The organism is Streptomyces caelestis (assembly GCF_014205255.1).
Taxonomy (GTDB): domain Bacteria; phylum Actinomycetota; class Actinomycetes; order Streptomycetales; family Streptomycetaceae; genus Streptomyces; species Streptomyces caelestis.
Window position 1 is genome coordinate 3,426,651 of sequence record NZ_JACHNE010000001.1, and the last position, 17,816, is coordinate 3,444,466.

Genomic DNA, 17,816 nt, shown 5'->3' on the forward strand with positions numbered 1-17,816 from the left:
CGCCAACCCAGAGCAACGACCCACCGGTTGGGCCGTGGCCAACCATGATTCCATGCCCGGACGACACCGGGGTGACGGAGCGGGGTGCTAAGCGGTCGCACGGGGGTGCCCCTGGGGGCGCACACGCGCTCCAGGGGCACCCGCACCGCTGTCCCGGCATGGTCAGCCGCCGAGCGCACCGCCCGCGTCGGGGGAGTGTGTCTGCGTGACCATCGTGTCCGTCCTGAGGTGGATCACGCCGTAGTCGTAGGCGTGCCGTCGGTAGACGACACTCGGTTCCTTGGTCTCGGAGTCGACGAACAGGTAGAAGTCATGCCCGACCAGCTCCATCTCGTAGAGAGCCTGGTCGAGGGTCATGGGGGCTGCGACGTGGGTCTTCTCGCGGACGACGATGGGGCCGTCACCCTGCACTTCCAACGAACCGATCTTCTTCGTGGGGACGGCCTCTTCCGGCTCCTCCTTCGGAGTGGGCACCAGGCCGTTCCCGCTGAGCGTCGCCACACCCGGGACGTGGTCGGCCACCTCTGCGGCCGAGATCCGGCGCGCGCCACGGCGCGAGAACCGCTTGTCGTGCTGCCTGCGCAGCCGGGCTTCCAGCTTTTCCGCCGCCAGGTCGAGCGCCGCGTACGGATCGCTCGCCGCTGCCTCCGCCCGGATCACCGGACCGCGGGAGCGCAGCGTGATCTCCACTCGGTCACTGCGGTCGGCCTGCCTCGGGTTGGGCTCCTTGGACACCTCGACGTCGAGGCTGATCACCTTGCCATCGAGCTTCTGGATCTTCTCCAGCTTCAGCTTCTCGGCCACGTGCTTCCGGAACCGCTCGGGCACCTCGGTCTTGCGGCCCTTGACGACGATGTCCACGCAGAACTCCGTTCCCGGATCACTCCGCTTCGGTGCGGAGCATCTCCCTTTTGCACCAGGTCCCGGTGTGCCCCGGAACCTCGGACTCGGTGACTTCCACCTCCTCCCCCGTGGGCGAGATCTCCACTCCACCGTCGCGAGTGATGAGGAAAAAACCCGCGGCACGGCATTCGGATTTGAGAGGTGTGGCCTGCGGCTTTCCCTCTCAACCGAACATATCTCGCCCGGACGGATGTCGTCACCCTCTACTGCGGCGTACCTCCGTTCAGGTGAATAAGCCCTCTCGTTACCTGCAACGACGCAAGATCTCAGTCAGTTCCGGTTTATTTCAAAAGAGTCCGGTGATGCGGCGACCACTGCCGCGCACACCACGTCGACGACTGCGCCGACGCCGCCCGCGCCCGTCGTTCCCTGCCGACCGGGCCGCCGGCCCGTCCTCTCTCGCGTTGATCCGACGTTCTGTTCCTCTCTGCTTTCCCATGTCTCTCCCCCGTACACGGCCACGGCTCCCGCAGCGTTCGAAACCGGCCCCGCCGCCCGCACCGCCCGCGCGGCCTCCGCCAAGGACGCCCCTGTGGTCATCACGTCGTCGACGAGGACGACCGGCCCACCGGAGAGCAAGCGGACACCGCCGGGCACCACCGCCAGCGCGCCCGCGAGATTGTCCAGCCGCTGGCGGGAGTTGAGCTCCGACTGATCGGCCACGGCCCGCCGCTGCCGCAGCACGCCGAGCACCTGCGCCGGCACCCCGCCCCGCCGCAGTTCTCCCGCCGCCGCGAGCGCGATCCGCCGCGCGGGATCATGCCCCCGGGCCCGCACGGCCCGCCGCCCCGACGGCACGGGCACGAGCAGTACAGGAGCCTCGACGGCGCGGGACCACGCCCCCTCGGCCCCGGCCCAGGACCCGCCCCACGCCTTCGAGAGCCCCGCCCGCACGGCTCCCGCCAAGGCCACCCCGAGGGGACCGGCGAGCGCCAGGGCACCCCGTTCCTTGTGGGCCAGCAGCGCCGCCCGCACCTCGTCCGCGTACCGAGCCGCCGCATGCACCACGGGCAGCCCGGGCGGCTCCGGCACCGGCCGCACCCGACGCGCCGCGACTCCGCTCAGCACCGCACGGCACTCAGGGCAGAGCACCGTACGAGGCCTCCCGCAGCCCCCGCACTCGGCCGGCAGCACCAGGTCGGTGAGGTCCTGCCACCACCCCCGCATGGCCACCACTGTGCCGCTCAGGGCCCCGTCCGGCCACCCCTGTGGACAACGGCCTGTGGACAACTCCCAACCCGTCGAACCGCTCGTCCCCCACATGAGTGACGGCCCCTTGGGACGGCCCCGTGGGTCGGTCCAAGGGACGGCCCCATGAGGCGGCCCCGCAAAGCGGCCCCATGAGGCAGCCCCGCGAGGCGGCTTCCTGAGGAGCACCCGGCCGACCCGCTCCCGAACAACAGCGGCCGCCCTCCCGGACCTCACCCGGCAGAAGCGACCGCGCCCACAAGCGCGCCCCCGGACACCGGCCACGGGGGCGCCACACGTCACCCCGGATAGACCGGCGCCGTCCCCTCCGTCACCTTCTGCCACTGCCCGCCCGACGGCAGCTGGACGATCCCGTCCACCGAGTACGCCACCAGCGGCATCTGGTCGTCCTCGGCGGCGGTGACCTCCTTCACGCCGGTCAGGGCCGCTGGCGCCGGTACGTCCGGCGTGGAGCCGTCGACCTGGACGTACCGCATCTGCTCCACACCACCGTGCTCACGCCCGACCACCACGAGCCGGCTGTCCCCGGCCCACGACATGGCGGTGATCTCCTCCAACTCCGGAGTCGCGGAGCGCAGTTCGACCACCCTGACAGCCGGCTGCTCGCCCGGCTTGCCCTCCCGCTCGATCAGCCCGATGAGCAGGGTCTTCTTGCCGCCCTTCTCCACGACGAGCGCGATCCGCACCCCGTCGGCGGCCACCCGCACGGCCTGGACCCGACCGTCCAGGCGCGGCACGCGCACCTCCAGCGGATCGCCCTTGCCCTCCTCCAGCAGGAGCAGCCGGGGGTTGTCCGGGTCCCGGTCGGCCACCCACAGGCCGTCGTGCGCATCCCAGCTGGGGCTCGTCAGCCGGTCCGCCTCGGTCCGGCCGTGGCTGCGCAGCACCGGCTCGCCCAGCGAACCGCCCGAGACCAGCGACCCCACGTACAGCGACTTGCCGTCGAGACTGACACCGGCCGCGGTGTGCTCGTCGCGCGACACCGCCACCGACCGCAGTGCCGTGTCGCCCTCACCCAGAGCGCCCGGCGCCGGGTCCGGCTTGGTGGCGCTGCTGCCCGCGGGGATCCGCACCAGCCGGTCCTTGGCATCGACGAAGTACAGGTAGTCGGGGCGGCGCACCGAGCTCCGGAAAGCGGCGGCATCGACCGTCTTCTGCGTGAGCGAGCACAGCTCCGCCCCGCCGGCCCGCAACTCCACCTCGTCCACCGCGGGACTGAGGCTGTGCAACGTGAACAGCAGCTGGGCCGCCATCTCCTCGCAGCGGTTGGCGCCGACGCCCGCGGCCTTGTCGTTGAGCGGGACCGTCAGCTTGTTCCGGTCGTCGGGTGTCAGCGCGCCGGCGTCCTTCGGCAGCGCCGTACCGGTGGGGAAGCTCGACCTGACCACGGGCCCGAGCCACCGCGTGGGGCCGCTCAGGACGGAGCGCACCATCTGCGTCATGGGGTCCACCCGTCGGCGGACGTACACGGGGTCGGCGACCGCGGTGGGCTGGGTGTCCGCCCGGGCCACCGAGGTGTTCGAAGCGAAGAAGTATTTGTTGACGGACATGTAGTTGCGCTGGAAGTCCGACTCGCCCATGACGACGCCCTGCGGCAGCGCGTCGATCCGCCACTGTCCGCTCTTCTCGTCCTGCGTGAGGTGCACGGTCCTGCCGTACGCCCCGGTCGCCGGCGCGTACGACTGCTGCGCGTCCACGGTGGCCACCTTGGTGCCGGTCAGCATGTACGTGATCTCGCCGGTGTCCTCCCGGCCGCCCGCGCCCTCGGCCTTGGCGCCCGGGCCGTCCGTCAGCACGGTGGTGGACACCTCCGGCCGCCACGTCTTGGCGGCGTCACCGGTCAGGTACTGGCGCGCGGTCTTGTAGTGCGGATCGTCGCTGGTGAGCGCCTCCAGGAAGCCCTGCACGATCTCCGAGGGCTGCGCGTCCTCACCCGGCGGCACGGCGAAGACCCGCACCTGGGTGTCCTGGCGGGGGGTGGACTCCACACCCCGCAGATCCCCGCTGTCCGGCATCGAGGCACATCCCGCCAGCAGCAGGACCCCACCGGCGGCGTACGCCGTCACACGCCCGGGCGTACGCCGACCGCGCCCCCCACGGTCAGCGCCCACGAGATGCCTCCCCATGCCTGTCCGCCTTCTCCGACTCGGTTTCCCTGCCCGAGCCTGCGGATCCGTCGTCCCTGTCCGCATCCCGCGGCCCGCTCCCGACCTGGTCCCGAGCAGCCCCAGCAGGACCACTCCGCTTGCCGCTGCCGGCCGCGCCCGACGCACCACTCACCGCACCGTTGCCGTCGGCGCCCGACGAACCGCTCATCCCGTCATGGCCGGCCGTGCCCGCCGGGCCGCTCGTACTCCCGTCGCGAGCCGGCTGTTCCGGGATCGCCTGCGAATCGTCCTGCGGCCGCGTGCCCGAGGCGGGCCGGGGCACGACACGCGCCCCGTTGCCGGGCAGCGCCGTCGGATCGGCCGTGGGGGCCGCGGAGGACGCCCGCGGCGGTATCGGATCCCGCGCCGGCCCCGGCCGCACCGGCCCACTCGCCGACTGTGCCGGTACGGTCGCCCGCTTCTCACCGTCCCCGCCGCGGCACGGCAGACCGGCGTCGTCGAGCCCCCGGTTCCGCCGTGAGTCCTTGGGCTCCAGCGGTATGGGAGAGCCCCGCAGCGGCTCGTCAGCGGTCCTGGGCAGCGTCAGCCGGAACTGTGAGCCGCCGCCCGGCTCACCCCACGCCTGAAGCCAGCCACCGTGCAGCCGCGCGTCCTCCAGGGCGATCGACAGCCCCAGACCCGTACCACCCGTGGTGCGCGCGCGTGCCGGGTCGGCCCGCCAGAAGCGGCTGAACACCCGGGTCGCCTCGCCCGGCTTGAGCCCGACCCCGTAGTCACGCACCGCGACCGCGACCGCACCGCCCGCCGCGGCGAGCTTGACGACGACGTCCCTGCCCTCACCGTGCTCGACGGCGTTGACGACGAGGTTGCGCAGCACGCGCTCCACGCGCCGGGCGTCGGCCTCGGCGACGACGGGCTGCTGGTCGCCCAGAACGCGGATCCGCGTGCCCTTGCGCTCCGCGAGCGGCTCGGCCCCGCTGACCACCCGCCGTACGACCTCCCTGAGGTCTATCGGCTCCGCCTCCAACGCCGCGGCACCCGCGTCGAACCGGCTGATCTCCAGCAGATCCGCGAGCAGCGACTCGAACCGGTCCAGCTGGTCGGCGAGCAGCTCAGCCGACCGCGCGGTCACCGGGTCGAAGTCCGCACGCGCCTCGTGGATGACGTCCGCGGCCATTCGCACGGTCGTCAGCGGCGTACGCAACTCGTGCGACACGTCCGACACGAACCGGCGCTGCATCCGCGAGAGGTCCTCCAGCTGGCTGATCTTCAGCTGGAGGTTCTGGGCCATCTTGTTGAACGCCTCGCCGAGCCGCGCGATGTCATCCTCACCGGTGACCTTCATCCGTTCCTGAAGCCGCCCGGCGGACAGCCGCTCGGCGATCCCCGCCGCCATCCGCACCGGCGTGACGACCTGCCGCACGACGAGCCAGGCGATGGCCCCCAGCAGCACGACGACGAACAGCCCGGCCGTCGCTAGGGTCCCCTTGACCAAACTCAGCGACTTCTCCTCCTGGGTGAGCGGGAAGAGGTAGTAGAGCTGGTACGGGTCTCCGTTGGGGTCGTTGACCTGCTTGCCGACGACCAGTCCCGGCTGGGAGTCCTTGGTCGCGTTGTTGTAGGTGATGCGGGTGTAGCTCTGCGCGGCCGTCGTGCTGCTGCCGATCCGCTCGCGCAGCTCGGGGGGCACGCTCCTGCCCCAGTCCACCTCGCCGGAGGCACGCTGCCCACGGCCGCTCGCGCCATCCGCGTCGGAGGCCGGGAGCGTCACCACGTCGAAGGCGCCCTGACCGCCGCTGGACAGCGAGGACACGAGGTCGCTCATCCACTCGCTGACGTTCTGCGCGGGACGCCCGTCCGCCGTGGCGACATCGTCGCCGGTCCCGCTCGCCGCCTCGTCGGCCCGCTGCTTGGCCACCGCGAACCCACCCGTGGCCTGGCTCTGGGACGCCTTCACCTTGGCGTCCAGCAGGCCGTTGCGCACCTGTCCGATGACGACGAAGCCCAGCAGCAGGACCACGCCCAACGACATCAGCAACGTCGTGACGACGACCTTGAGCTGGATGTTGCGCCGCCACAGCCGCATGACCGGCAGCAGCGGCCGGCGCACCCAGCGCATGAACAGCCGGATGACCGGGCTTCCCTGGACCCCGCCCTGGAGCAGCAGCCCGCTCTCCAGGAACCGCGCCCAGCGGGAACCCGCCTTCTTCCGCCCGACAGGCCGCCCCGGGCGGCCCCCGGACCGTCCGGGCGCCGAAGCGGCACTGTCGCCGGACATGTCAGCTCGGCCCTGCCTTGTACCCGACACCACGGACGGTCACCACGATCTCCGGCTTCTCCGGGTCCTTCTCGACCTTGGAGCGCAGCCGCTGCACATGCACATTGACCAGCCGCGTGTCCGCCGCGTGCCGGTAGCCCCACACCTGCTCCAGCAGGACCTCGCGCGTGAACACCTGCCACGGCTTGCGCGCGAGCGCGACCAGCAGATCGAACTCCAGCGGCGTCAGCGCGATCGACTGCCCGTCCCGCTTCACGGAGTGCCCCGCCACGTCGATGACCAGGTCACCGATGGCGAGCTGCTCCGGGGCAGGCTCCTCCGACCTCCTGAGCCGCGCCCGGATCCGGGCCACCAGCTCCTTCGGCTTGAACGGCTTCACGATGTAGTCATCGGCACCCGACTCAAGGCCCACGACGACATCGACCGTGTCGCTCTTCGCCGTGAGCATCACGATCGGCACCCCGGACTCCGCCCTGATCAGACGGCACACCTCGATGCCGTCCCGACCGGGCAGCATCAGATCGAGCAGCACCAGATCGGGCTTGGACTCACGGAAGGCGGCCAGCGCCTTGTCGCCGTCGGCCACGAAAGACGGCTCAAAACCCTCACCACGCAGCACAATGCCGAGCATCTCGGCCAGTGCGGTGTCGTCGTCGACGACAAGGACTCGTCCCTTCATAAACGACATCATCCCATTCTCATAACGGTGGCGAAGGCAGTGGTGAGGTAGGTCACCGGCCAGTGACCATAGTCGCAGCAAGCGCTACTGTCTGCCCTCGCCCGCCCCCTGTTGATCTCGACGACGGGCAGCGGCGAGGCCCTCGTCCCTCCGCGAAGGGACGAGGGCGCCGGAGCCCGCGCCACTCTCGCACGCGCTCCGGCAGCCGCCCGGCTCAGCCCGCCGCCGCCCGGCGCGACCGGGCACACACCTGGGCGAGCGCCTCGGCCGTGACGGGCGACACCACGCCTTCCTCCGTGACGATCGCCGTCACCAGCTCGGGCGGGGTCACGTCGAACGCCGGGTTGTACGCCTGCGTCCCCAGCGGCGCCACCGGAATGCCACCGCCCGCCTCGGCCCCGGTCACCGGCACCTGCGGCGCCACGAACTCGGTCACCTCATGACCGGCCCGCTGTTCGACCTCGATGGACGCCCCGTCCGGAGTGTCCGGATCCACCGTCGTCACCGGCGCCACCACGATGAACGGCACGTGGTGATACCGCGCGAGCACCGCCAGCGGATAGCTCCCGACCTTGTTCGCCACCGAACCGTCCGCCGTGATGCGGTCCGCCCCGATCAGCACCGCGTCCACCTCACCGGCGGCGAACAGCGACCCGGCGGCGTTGTCGGTGAGCAGTGTGTACGCCATCCCGCTGCGCGCCGCCTCGTACGCCGTCAGGCGGGCGCCCTGCAACAACGGGCGCGTCTCGTCCACCCACAGACGCCGCAACCGGCTCGCCCGGTGCGCCGCGAGCGCCACCGCGAACGCCGTCCCCTCGCCGCCCGACACCAGCGAACCGGTGTTGCAGTGGGTGAGGATCCGGTGCCCGCCGCCGGGCAGCAGCTCGTCCAGCAGCGCCAGCCCATGCTCGGCCATCCGGGCACTGGCCTCGGCGTCCTCCTGGTGCAACTGCCGCGCCGCCGCCAGCGCCGCCGCGGCCGCCTGCCTGATGTCACCGTCCTTGGCGAGCGCCGCCTCGTGGGCCGCCTGCGCCCGGCGCACCCCCACGGCAAGGTTCACCGCGGTCGGCCGGGCGCTCGCCAGCGCGGTCGCGGCCTCCTCCACGTCGAAGCCCCGCACGGCGGCGAGCGCGACGCCGTACGCCCCCGCGATGCCGAGCAGGGGCGCCCCCCGCACGGCGAGCGAGCGGATCGCCTCCACGAGCGCGGGCGCGTCCGTACAGACCAGTTCGACCTCCTCAGCCGGCAGCCTCGTCTGGTCGAGAAGGACCAGAACGGGTCCTTCCGGTGGTTCTTCCCAGCGGATCGCCGGGATCTCGGTCGGCCGTTTGTCATCGCCGCTGTACGCGTACTGATCAGCCATGCGGTCAGTCTGCCCCCTAACGAGCGGACAATTGAAGGTACGCAGCCCATACCGCGGCCGGTCACTCCAAGACCACCCCATGGCACGATGGCTGCCAACCTGCCGCCGCGACCGCGGACGGGCACCGTGAAGGAGCGACGATGAACGACACTCCGGGCTGGGCCTCGCCCGGATCCGCCCCGTCCGACGGGCAGAAGCCTGACGCGTCCGGCACTGCCGAGCCCGCCGACCGCCCCGGCCCCGCACAGCCCGCGGACCAGCCGGGCCAGCCAGCCCAGGCCCCGCAGGGCCTTGGCCCGCAGTGGTCCAAGGATCAGCCGCCACCCGCCCAGTGGTCCGCTCCCAGCGGCGCCGGAGCCCCGGACGACTCCGGCCAGGCTCCCCCGCCCCCGCCGCCCGGCCCGGGCTGGGGCACCCAGCCCCCCGGTGGATACGGCCCTGGCGGCCCTGGCGGATACGGCCCCGCCGGTCCGGGGGGCCCCGGCGGATACGGAGGTCCCGGTGCCCCCGGAGGCCATGGCGGCTGGGGCAGCGCCTGGGGCGGCCCCCCGCCCGCGGCCAAGCCCGGCGTGATCCCGCTCCGCCCGCTCGGCGTGGGCGAGATCCTCGACGGCGCGGTCTCCACCATGCGCACCTACTGGCGCACGGTTCTGGGCATCTCCCTGACCGTCGCGGTCATCACCGAGATCATCGTCGTGCTGTTCCAGGGACTCGTCCTGGACGACTCCAGCACCGAAGCCCTCAACGACCCGAGCGCCACCCTCAGCGAACTGAGCCGCGCCATGGGCGACGCCATGCTCAACTCCACCGTCGTCTTCGTCATCTCCCTGGTCGGCACCGTCATCGCGACCGCACTGCTCACCACCGTCACCAGCCGCGCCGTGCTCGGCAAGTCGGTGACGATCGGCGAGGCCTGGCGGGACGCCCGCCCTCAGGTCGTCAAACTCTTCGGCCTCATCTGCCTGCTGCTGCTCATCACCGCGGGCATCGTCACCGCGGGCACCCTGCCCGGCATCCTCGTCAGCGTCGCCGGGAGCACCGGCGCGGGCGTCGCCCTCACCGTCCTGGGCATCATCGGCGCCGGCATCGTCGCCCTGTGGCTGATGATCCGCTTCTCCCTGGCCTCGCCCGCCCTGATGCTGGAGAAGCAGGGCATCAGGAAGGCGATGAGCCGCTCCACGAAGCTGGTCCGGGGTACCTGGTGGCGGATTTTCGGCATCCAGCTGCTCGCCACGATCATCGCGAACGTCGTCGCCTCGATCATCGTCATCCCGTTCACCTTCCTCGCCGCGGCCCTCAGCGGCGACGGCGTCACCGGCTGGCTCAACAGTGGCGGCTCCAGCCTCGGCTGGACGTTCCTCATCGTCAGCGGCATCGGCGCGGTGATCGGCTCCATGATCACGTTCCCGATCACGGCGGGCGTCACCGTGCTCCTCTACATCGACCAGCGCATCCGCCGAGAGGCCCTCGACCTCGAACTGGCCCGCGTCGCCGGTGTCCAGGGCCACGGCCCCACCGCCCCCGGCGCCACCCCGGGGGGCTGATGCCGTGAGCCGGGCGGGGGAAGTTCTCACATCGGCGCTCCCACGCGCCGCCATACGTACGCTGCTGCAGGCCGGTGACACCTCCGCACTGTCGTCGGCACGCTCCGCCGACGAGCCGCCCCTCACCACCCCGCGCGACCCCGCGCGCGAGGCGGCCCGGCGCGAGCTCTCGAAGCGGATGTACCACGAGGACGACCCCAGCCTGTTCCAGCGCGCCCTCGACGCCTTCTGGGACTGGCTCGACAAACTGTTCAACGCCGCCTCGACCGCCACGCCCGGCGGCGCACTCGGCCTGGTCGTCATCATCCTGGCCGTCGTCGCGGTCCTGGCCGCCCTCTGGTGGCGCCTGGGCACCCCGCGCCGCCAACCCACCTCGTCCGCCACCCTGTTCGACGACCGCCCCCGCAGCGCCGCGGACCACCGCGCAGCCGCCGAGGCACACGCCGTCCAGGGCCACTGGAACCAGGCCGTCCAGGAACGCATGCGGGCCCTCGTCCGCGCCCTGGAGGAACGCGCCCTCCTCGACGCCCGCCCCGGCCGCACCGCCGACGAGGCCGCCGCCGAAGCCGGCCGGGCCCTGCCCACCCACACCGACCGACTGCGCACCGCCGCCCGCGACTTCGACGACGTGACGTACGGCGGCCGGTCGGCGACCGAGCAGTCGTACCACCGCATCGCCGAACTCGACCGCGACCTGGAGCGCACCAAGCCCCAGCTCGCGAGCAGCAGCGCCCACAGCACGGCCCCCCACACGCGCCAGGGAGCCGCCGAATGACCACCGAGGCCACGCTCCCGTCCACCTCGGCCTCGCCCACCGCACGCCAGGTATGGACCCGCGCGCGCGGCATCGCCCTCGCCCTCGTGCTGCTCCTGGTGGGAGCCATCGCCATCGCCGTGCTCCGGTCCGACGCCCGGCACGGCGAACTCGACCCGCGCTCCGCCGACCCCAACGGCAGCCGCGCCGTCGCCGAACTCCTCGCCGACCGGGGCGTTGACACACGCGTGGTCACCACCCTGGACGAGGCAGCCGCCGCAGCCGGCCCGGACACGACCCTCCTGGTCGCCGTCCCCGACCTGCTGAGCCGCAGTCAGCAGTCCCGTCTGCACAACGTCTTCGCCGACTCCGGCGGCCGTACCGTCCTGGTCGCCTCCGGCAGCGCGTCCGTCGAACGACTCGCCCCCGGCGTCACCGCCGACCCCGCCACCAGCCTCGGCTCGACGCTCTCTCCCAACTGCGACCTGCCCGCCGCCCGGCGCGCGGGCACCGCTGACACGGGCGGCGTCCGCTACACCACCACCCACCTCGACGCCGACAAGTGCTACCCCAGCGAGCGCCTGGCCACCCTGCTGCGCCTCCCGGCCCCGACCGGTGACGGCGACACCGTCGTCCTCGGCGCGCCCGACATCCTCCTCAACGACCGCCTGGACAAGCAGGGCAACGCCTCGCTCGCCCTCCAACTCCTCGGTTCCCGCCCCCATCTGGTCTGGTACCTCCCCTCGCTCTCCGACACCTCGGCCACCGGCACCGAGGACGAACGCAGCTTCTTCGACCTGCTCCCCTCGGGATGGCTCTGGGGCACCCTGCAGCTCTTCATCGCCGCAGCCCTGGCCGCCCTCTGGCGGGCACGTCGGCTCGGCCCCCTCGTGCCCGAAAAACTCCCCGTGGCGATCCGCGCCTCCGAAACCGCCGAAGGCCGCGCCCGTCTCTACCGCAAGGCCGACGCCCGCGACCGCGCGGCAAACGCTTTTCGCTTCACCACTCGCACCCGCCTCGCCCCCCTCACAGGCGTCCCCGTCACCCAGGCGCACACGCCCGAGGTCCTGCTCCCCGCCCTGTCCGCCCACCTCCACGGCGACCGACAGGACCTGCACGCCCTCCTCTTCGGACCACCGCCCAGCGACGACGCAGCACTCATCACACTCGCCGACCAACTCGACGCCCTCGAAAGAGAGGTACGCCGTCCATGATGGACCCGACCACTGACAACGCCGGGCAGACCGGGGACCAGGGCACCGCCCGAGCTGCCCTGGAGGCCCTGCGCGCCGAGATCGCCAAGGCCGTGGTCGGCCAGGACCCCGCCGTCACCGGCCTCGTCGTCGCCCTGCTCTGCCGCGGCCACGTCCTCCTCGAAGGCGTCCCCGGCGTCGCCAAGACCCTCCTGGTCCGCGCCCTCGCCTCCGCCCTCGAACTCGACACCAAACGCGTCCAGTTCACCCCCGACCTGATGCCCAGCGACGTCACCGGCTCCCTGGTCTACGACACCCGCAGCGCCGAGTTCTCCTTCCAGCCCGGCCCGGTCTTCACCAACCTCCTCCTCGCGGACGAGATCAACCGCACGCCCCCCAAGACCCAGTCGTCCCTCCTGGAAGCCATGGAGGAACGCCAGGTCACCGTCGACGGCACCCCCCGCCCCCTCCCCGACCCGTTCCTGGTCGCGGCAACGCAGAACCCGGTGGAGTACGAGGGCACCTACCCCCTCCCCGAAGCCCAGCTGGACCGCTTCCTCCTCAAACTCACCATCCCCCTCCCCTCCCGCCGGGACGAGATCGATGTCCTCACCCGCCACGCCGAGGGCTTCAACCCACGCGACCTCCACGCCGCCGGCGTACGCCCCGTAGCGGGTCCGGCCGACCTGGAAGCGGCCCGCGCCGCCGTCGCCAAGACGACGATCTCCCCGGAGATCACCGCATACGTCGTCGACATCTGCCGCGCCACCCGCGAGTCGCCGTCCCTCACCCTCGGCGTCTCCCCCCGAGGCGCCACGGCCCTCCTGGCCACCGCCCGCGCCTGGGCCTGGCTGACAGGCCGCGACTACGTCATCCCCGACGACGTGAAGGCACTAGCCCTCCCCACCCTCCGCCACCGCGTACAACTCCGCCCCGAGGCCGAAATGGAAGGCGTGACGGCCGACTCCGTCATCAACGCGATCCTCGCCCACGTCCCCGTCCCCCGCTGATGGCACTCACCGGACGCGCCGCCCTCCTCGCAGCCCTGGGTTCCCTCCCCGTCGGCATCTGGGAACCCAGCTGGACGGGCCTCCTGGCGGTCAACGCACCCCTCGCCGTAGCCTGCGCCTGCGACTTCGCCTTGGCCGCCCCCGTACGACGCCTGGGCCTGACCCGCTCCGGCGACACCTCCGTGCGCCTTGGCGACGGTGCGGACGTGACCCTCACCATCACCAACCCGTCCCGCCGCCCCCTCCGGGCCCGACTCCGCGACGCCTGGCCCCCGAGCACCTGGCAGCCGGGCACGGAGACGACGGCCTCCCGCCACCGCCTCACGGTCCCGCCGGGCGAACGCCGGCGCGTGACGACCCGACTGCGCCCCACCCGCCGAGGTGACCGCCAGGCCGACCGGATCACCATCCGCTCGTACGGCCCGCTAGGCCTCTTCTCCCGCCAGGGCACCCACAAAGCCCCCTGGACGGTGCGCGTCCTGCCCCCGTTCACCAGTCGCAAGCACCTGCCCTCCAAGCTGGCCCGCCTGCGCGAACTGGACGGACGCACCAGCGTCCTCATCCGCGGCCAGGGCACCGAATTCGACAGCCTGCGCGAGTACGTCCCCGGCGACGACACCCGCTCCATCGACTGGCGCGCCACGGCCCGCCAGTCCGCAGTCGCCGTACGTACCTGGCGCCCGGAACGCGACCGCCACATCCTCCTGGTCCTCGACACCGGCCGCACCTCGGCAGGCCGCGTGGGCGACGCACCCCGCCTCGACGCCTCCATGGACGCGGCCCTCCTCCTCGCAGCCCTCGCGTCCCGCGCCGGCGACCGCGTCGATCTCCTCGCCTACGACCGCAAGGTCCGCGCCCTCGTCCAGGGCCGCACGGCAGGCGATGTCCTTCCCTCCCTGGTCAACGCGATGGCCACGCTCGAGCCCGAGCTCGTCGAGACGAACGCCCGAGGCCTCACGGCCACGGCCCTGCGCACGTCCCCCCGTCGCTCCCTGATCGTGCTCCTCACCACCCTGGACGCGGCCCCCATCGAAGAGGGCCTCCTCCCGGTCCTCTCCCAGCTCACCCAGCGCCACACGGTCCTGCTGGCATCAGTAGCGGACCCGCACATCACTGAAATGGCCAAGGCACGCGGACACGTGGGCGCCGTCTACGAGGCAGCCGCAGCTGCCCAGGCCCAGTCCGAACGTCACCGCACCGCAGAACAACTCCGCCGTCACGGTGTAACAGTCGTGGACGCGACCCCGGACGACCTGGCGCCGGCACTGGCGGACGCGTACTTGGCATTGAAGGCGGCCGGACGCCTGTGACGGGTGAGGGCTCTTGAAAGAGGGCCTTTAAACGCAAAAAACCCCCGCATCCGAAGATGCGGGGGTTTTCTCTAAAGATTGTTCGGCGGCGTCCTACTCTCCCACAGGGTCCCCCCTGCAGTACCATCGGCGCTGTAAGGCTTAGCTTCCGGGTTCGGAATGTAACCGGGCGTTTCCCCTACGCTATAACCACCGAAACACTATGAAACTGTCAGCCGCACCACGTGTGGCACGTGGGGCTGTTCGTGGTTTCAGAACCAACACAGTGGACGCGAGCAACTGAGGACAAGCCCTCGGCCTATTAGTACCGGTCAACTCCACACGTTACCGTGCTTCCATATCCGGCCTATCAACCCAGTCGTCTACTGGGAGCCTTACCCTCTCTAGGAGGTGGGAGTCCTCATCTCGAAGCAGGCTTCCCGCTTAGATGCTTTCAGCGGTTATCCCTCCCGAACGTAGCCAACCAGCCATGCCCTTGGCAGAACAACTGGCACACCAGAGGTTCGTCCGTCCCGGTCCTCTCGTACTAGGGACAGCCCTTCTCAAGACTCCTACGCGCGCAGCGGATAGGGACCGAACTGTCTCACGACGTTCTAAACCCAGCTCGCGTGCCGCTTTAATGGGCGAACAGCCCAACCCTTGGGACCGACTCCAGCCCCAGGATGCGACGAGCCGACATCGAGGTGCCAAACCATCCCGTCGATATGGACTCTTGGGGAAGATCAGCCTGTTATCCCCGGGGTACCTTTTATCCGTTGAGCGACGGCGCTTCCACAAGCCACCGCCGGATCACTAGTCCCGACTTTCGTCCCTGCTCGACCCGTCGGTCTCACAGTCAAGCTCCCTTGTGCACTTACACTCAACACCTGATTGCCAACCAGGCTGAGGGAACCTTTGGGCGCCTCCGTTACTCTTTAGGAGGCAACCGCCCCAGTTAAACTACCCATCAGACACTGTCCCTGATCCGGATCACGGACCCAGGTTAGACATCCAGCACGACCAGACTGGTATTTCAACGACGACTCCCCCTGAACTGGCGTCCAGAGTTCACAGTCTCCCAGCTATCCTACACAAGCCGAACCGAACACCAATATCAAACTGTAGTAAAGGTCCCGGGGTCTTTCCGTCCTGCTGCGCGAAACGAGCATCTTTACTCGTAGTGCAATTTCACCGGGCCTATGGTTGAGACAGTCGAGAAGTCGTTACGCCATTCGTGCAGGTCGGAACTTACCCGACAAGGAATTTCGCTACCTTAGGATGGTTATAGTTACCACCGCCGTTTACTGGCGCTTAAGTTCTCAGCTTCGCCACCCCGAAGAGTGACTAACCGGTCCCCTTAACGTTCCAGCACCGGGCAGGCGTCAGTCCGTATACATCGCCTTACGGCTTCGCACGGACCTGTGTTTTTAGTAAACAGTCGCTTCTCGCTGGTCTCTGCGGCCACCCCCAGCTCGAGGAGCAAGTCCTCTCACCAAGCGTGGCCCCCCTTCTCCCGAAGTTACGGGGGCATTTTGCCGAGTTCCTTAACCATAGTTCACCCGAACGCCTCGGTATTCTCTACCTGACCACCTGAGTCGGTTTAGGGTACGGGCCGCCATGAAACTCGCTAGAGGCTTTTCTCGACAGCATAGGATCATCCACTTCACCACAATCGGCTCGGCATCAGGTCTCAGCCACATGTACGACGGATTTACCTATCGCACGGCCTACACCCTTACCCCGGGACAACCACCGCCCGGGCTGGACTACCTTCCTGCGTCACCCCATCACTCACCTACTACCACCTTGGTTCGGCGGCTCCACCACTCCCCTTTGCCCGAAGGCTCCAGGACGGCTTCACGGCCTTAGCATCAGCGGGCTCGATGTTTGACGCTTCACAGCGGGTACCGGAATATCAACCGGTTATCCATCGACTACGCCTGTCGGCCTCGCCTTAGGTCCCGACTTACCCTGGGCAGATCAGCTTGACCCAGGAACCCTTAGTCAATCGGCGCACACGTTTCTCACGTGTGAATCGCTACTCATGCCTGCATTCTCACTCGTGAACCGTCCACAACTCGCTTACGCGGCTGCTTCACCCGGCACACGACGCTCCCCTACCCATCACAGCCGGCGTTGGCCGTATTGCTGCAATGACACGACTTCGGCGGTACGCTTGAGCCCCGCTACATTGTCGGCGCGGAATCACTAGACCAGTGAGCTATTACGCACTCTTTCAAGGGTGGCTGCTTCTAAGCCAACCTCCTGGTTGTCTCTGCGACTCCACATCCTTTCCCACTTAGCGTACGCTTAGGGGCCTTAGTCGATGCTCTGGGCTGTTTCCCTCTCGACCATGGAGCTTATCCCCCACAGTCTCACTGCCGCGCTCTCACTTACCGGCATTCGGAGTTTGGCTAAGGTCAGTAACCCGGTAGGGCCCATCGCCTATCCAGTGCTCTACCTCCGGCAAGAAACACACGACGCTGCACCTAAATGCATTTCGGGGAGAACCAGCTATCACGGAGTTTGATTGGCCTTTCACCCCTAACCACAGGTCATCCCCCAGGTTTTCAACCCTGGTGGGTTCGGTCCTCCACGAAGTCTTACCTCCGCTTCAACCTGCCCATGGCTAGATCACTCCGCTTCGGGTCTTGAGCGTGCTACTCAAACGCCCTATTCGGACTCGCTTTCGCTACGGCTTCCCCACACGGGTTAACCTCGCAACACACCGCAAACTCGCAGGCTCATTCTTCAAAAGGCACGCAGTCACGAGAATGAAGACAAGTCTTCATTCCGACGCTCCCACGGCTTGTAGGCACACGGTTTCAGGTACTATTTCACTCCGCTCCCGCGGTACTTTTCACCATTCCCTCACGGTACTATCCGCTATCGGTCACCAGGGAATATTTAGGCTTAGCGGGTGGTCCCGCCAGATTCACACGGGATTTCTCGGGCCCCGTGCTACTTGGGTGTCTCTCAAACGAGCCGCTGATGTTTCGACTACGGGGGTCTTACCCTCTACGCCGGACCTTTCGCATGTCCTTCGCCTACATCAACGGTTTCTGACTCGTCTCACGGCCGGCAGACCATGAAAGAGAGATCCCACAACCCCGTATACGCAACCCCTGCCGGGTCTCACACGCATACGGTTTGGCCTCATCCGGTTTCGCTCGCCACTACTCCCGGAATCACGGTTGTTTTCTCTTCCTGCGGGTACTGAGATGTTTCACTTCCCCGCGTTCCCTCCACTTGCCCTATGTGTTCAGGCAAGGGTGACAGCCCATGACGACTGCCGGGTTTCCCCATTCGGAAACCCCCGGATCAAAGCCTGGTTGACGACTCCCCGGGGACTATCGTGGCCTCCCACGTCCTTCATCGGTTCCTGGTGCCAAGGCATCCACCGTGCGCCCTTAAAAACTTGGCCACAGATGCTCGCGTCCACTGTGCAGTTCTCAAACAACGACCAGCCACCCATCACCCCACCTT

At 69.3% G+C, this 17,816-nt stretch carries 11 protein-coding genes and 2 rRNA genes; 5 read left to right on the forward strand and 8 right to left on the reverse strand.

Annotated features, from left to right (window positions below; genetic code table 11):
- Positions 1-162: 162 nt before the first annotated feature.
- The 6 genes from hpf to mtnA all read right to left on the reverse strand — a co-directional run bounded on the left by hpf (position 163) and on the right by mtnA (position 8,540).
- Positions 163-861 carry a ribosome hibernation-promoting factor, HPF/YfiA family gene (hpf, locus tag HDA41_RS15445; RefSeq protein WP_184984373.1) on the reverse strand — a complete coding sequence of 233 codons (699 nt, stop codon included), beginning with the start codon at positions 859-861 and terminating at the stop codon, positions 163-165.
- A 312-nt stretch (positions 862-1,173) separates the two neighbouring features.
- Positions 1,174-2,070: a ComF family protein gene (locus HDA41_RS15450; protein WP_184984375.1), complete on the reverse strand. Its 897-nt coding sequence runs from the start codon at positions 2,068-2,070 to the stop codon at positions 1,174-1,176.
- A gap of 320 nt (positions 2,071-2,390) precedes the next feature.
- On the reverse strand, positions 2,391-4,223 hold the full coding sequence (locus HDA41_RS15455) for an LpqB family beta-propeller domain-containing protein (RefSeq protein ID WP_184984377.1): 1,833 nt from the start codon (positions 4,221-4,223) through the stop codon (positions 2,391-2,393).
- On the reverse strand, positions 4,213-6,498 hold the full coding sequence (gene mtrB, locus HDA41_RS15460; RefSeq protein WP_184984379.1) for an MtrAB system histidine kinase MtrB: 2,286 nt from the start codon (positions 6,496-6,498) through the stop codon (positions 4,213-4,215). The genes HDA41_RS15455 and mtrB overlap by 11 nt, the downstream gene beginning before the upstream one ends.
- Before the next feature lies 1 nt (position 6,499).
- On the reverse strand, positions 6,500-7,189 hold the full coding sequence (gene mtrA / locus HDA41_RS15465) for a two-component system response regulator MtrA (protein ID WP_003990656.1): 690 nt from the start codon (positions 7,187-7,189) through the stop codon (positions 6,500-6,502).
- Positions 7,190-7,391: 202 nt separating this feature from the next.
- Positions 7,392-8,540, reverse strand: coding sequence for an S-methyl-5-thioribose-1-phosphate isomerase (gene mtnA / locus HDA41_RS15470; protein ID WP_184984381.1), 1,149 nt, complete (start codon positions 8,538-8,540; stop codon positions 7,392-7,394).
- 140 nt (positions 8,541-8,680) lie between these two features.
- On the opposite strand from mtnA, the gene HDA41_RS15475 reads away from it, so the two are divergent.
- The 5 genes from HDA41_RS15475 to HDA41_RS15495 are packed head-to-tail and all read left to right on the forward strand — an operon-like array spanning position 8,681 to position 14,351.
- The gene (locus tag HDA41_RS15475; protein ID WP_184984382.1) at positions 8,681-10,084 is read left to right on the forward strand and encodes a DUF7847 domain-containing protein; all 1,404 of its coding nucleotides are present in this window, start codon (positions 8,681-8,683) and stop codon (positions 10,082-10,084) included.
- A 4-nt stretch (positions 10,085-10,088) separates the two neighbouring features.
- Positions 10,089-10,859 (forward strand): DUF4129 domain-containing protein, encoded by a 771-nt coding sequence (locus tag HDA41_RS15480; RefSeq protein WP_184984384.1) that lies wholly within the window; start codon positions 10,089-10,091, stop codon positions 10,857-10,859.
- Positions 10,856-12,052: a DUF4350 domain-containing protein gene (locus HDA41_RS15485; protein WP_184984386.1), complete on the forward strand. Its 1,197-nt coding sequence runs from the start codon at positions 10,856-10,858 to the stop codon at positions 12,050-12,052. The genes HDA41_RS15480 and HDA41_RS15485 overlap by 4 nt, the downstream gene beginning before the upstream one ends.
- Complete coding sequence (locus HDA41_RS15490) at positions 12,052-13,041, forward strand: AAA family ATPase (RefSeq protein ID WP_184984388.1); 990 nt, start codon at positions 12,052-12,054, stop codon at positions 13,039-13,041. The genes HDA41_RS15485 and HDA41_RS15490 overlap by 1 nt, the downstream gene beginning before the upstream one ends.
- On the forward strand, positions 13,041-14,351 hold the full coding sequence (locus tag HDA41_RS15495; protein WP_184984390.1) for a DUF58 domain-containing protein: 1,311 nt from the start codon (positions 13,041-13,043) through the stop codon (positions 14,349-14,351). Before HDA41_RS15490 ends, HDA41_RS15495 begins: the two co-directional genes overlap by 1 nt.
- Positions 14,352-14,431: 80 nt before the next feature.
- Here the strand turns inward: HDA41_RS15495 and rrf are convergent.
- Together rrf and HDA41_RS15505 are read right to left on the reverse strand one after the other, a co-directional pair.
- Positions 14,432-14,548, reverse strand: a 5S ribosomal RNA gene (gene rrf, locus HDA41_RS15500).
- An 84-nt stretch (positions 14,549-14,632) separates the two neighbouring features.
- Positions 14,633-17,754: ribosomal RNA gene (locus tag HDA41_RS15505) — 23S ribosomal RNA — on the reverse strand.
- Between the last annotated feature and the right edge of the window lie 62 nt (positions 17,755-17,816).

Bases quoted from the DNA above. Each gene is read 5' to 3' on its own strand.
- HDA41_RS15450 (WP_184984375.1), bottom strand. From the start codon at position 2,070: ATGCGGGGGTGGTGGCAGGACCTCACCGACCTGGTGCTGCCGGCCGAG.
- HDA41_RS15495 (WP_184984390.1), top strand. From the start codon at position 13,041: ATGGCACTCACCGGACGCGCCGCCCTCCTCGCAGCCCTGGGTTCCCTC.
- mtnA (WP_184984381.1), bottom strand. From the start codon at position 8,540: ATGGCTGATCAGTACGCGTACAGCGGCGATGACAAACGGCCGACCGAG.
- mtrB (WP_184984379.1), bottom strand. From the start codon at position 6,498: ATGTCCGGCGACAGTGCCGCTTCGGCGCCCGGACGGTCCGGGGGCCGC.
- HDA41_RS15485 (WP_184984386.1), top strand. From the start codon at position 10,856: ATGACCACCGAGGCCACGCTCCCGTCCACCTCGGCCTCGCCCACCGCA.
- HDA41_RS15490 (WP_184984388.1), top strand. From the start codon at position 12,052: ATGGACCCGACCACTGACAACGCCGGGCAGACCGGGGACCAGGGCACC.
- HDA41_RS15475 (WP_184984382.1), top strand. From the start codon at position 8,681: ATGAACGACACTCCGGGCTGGGCCTCGCCCGGATCCGCCCCGTCCGAC.
- mtrA (WP_003990656.1), bottom strand. From the start codon at position 7,189: ATGATGTCGTTTATGAAGGGACGAGTCCTTGTCGTCGACGACGACACC.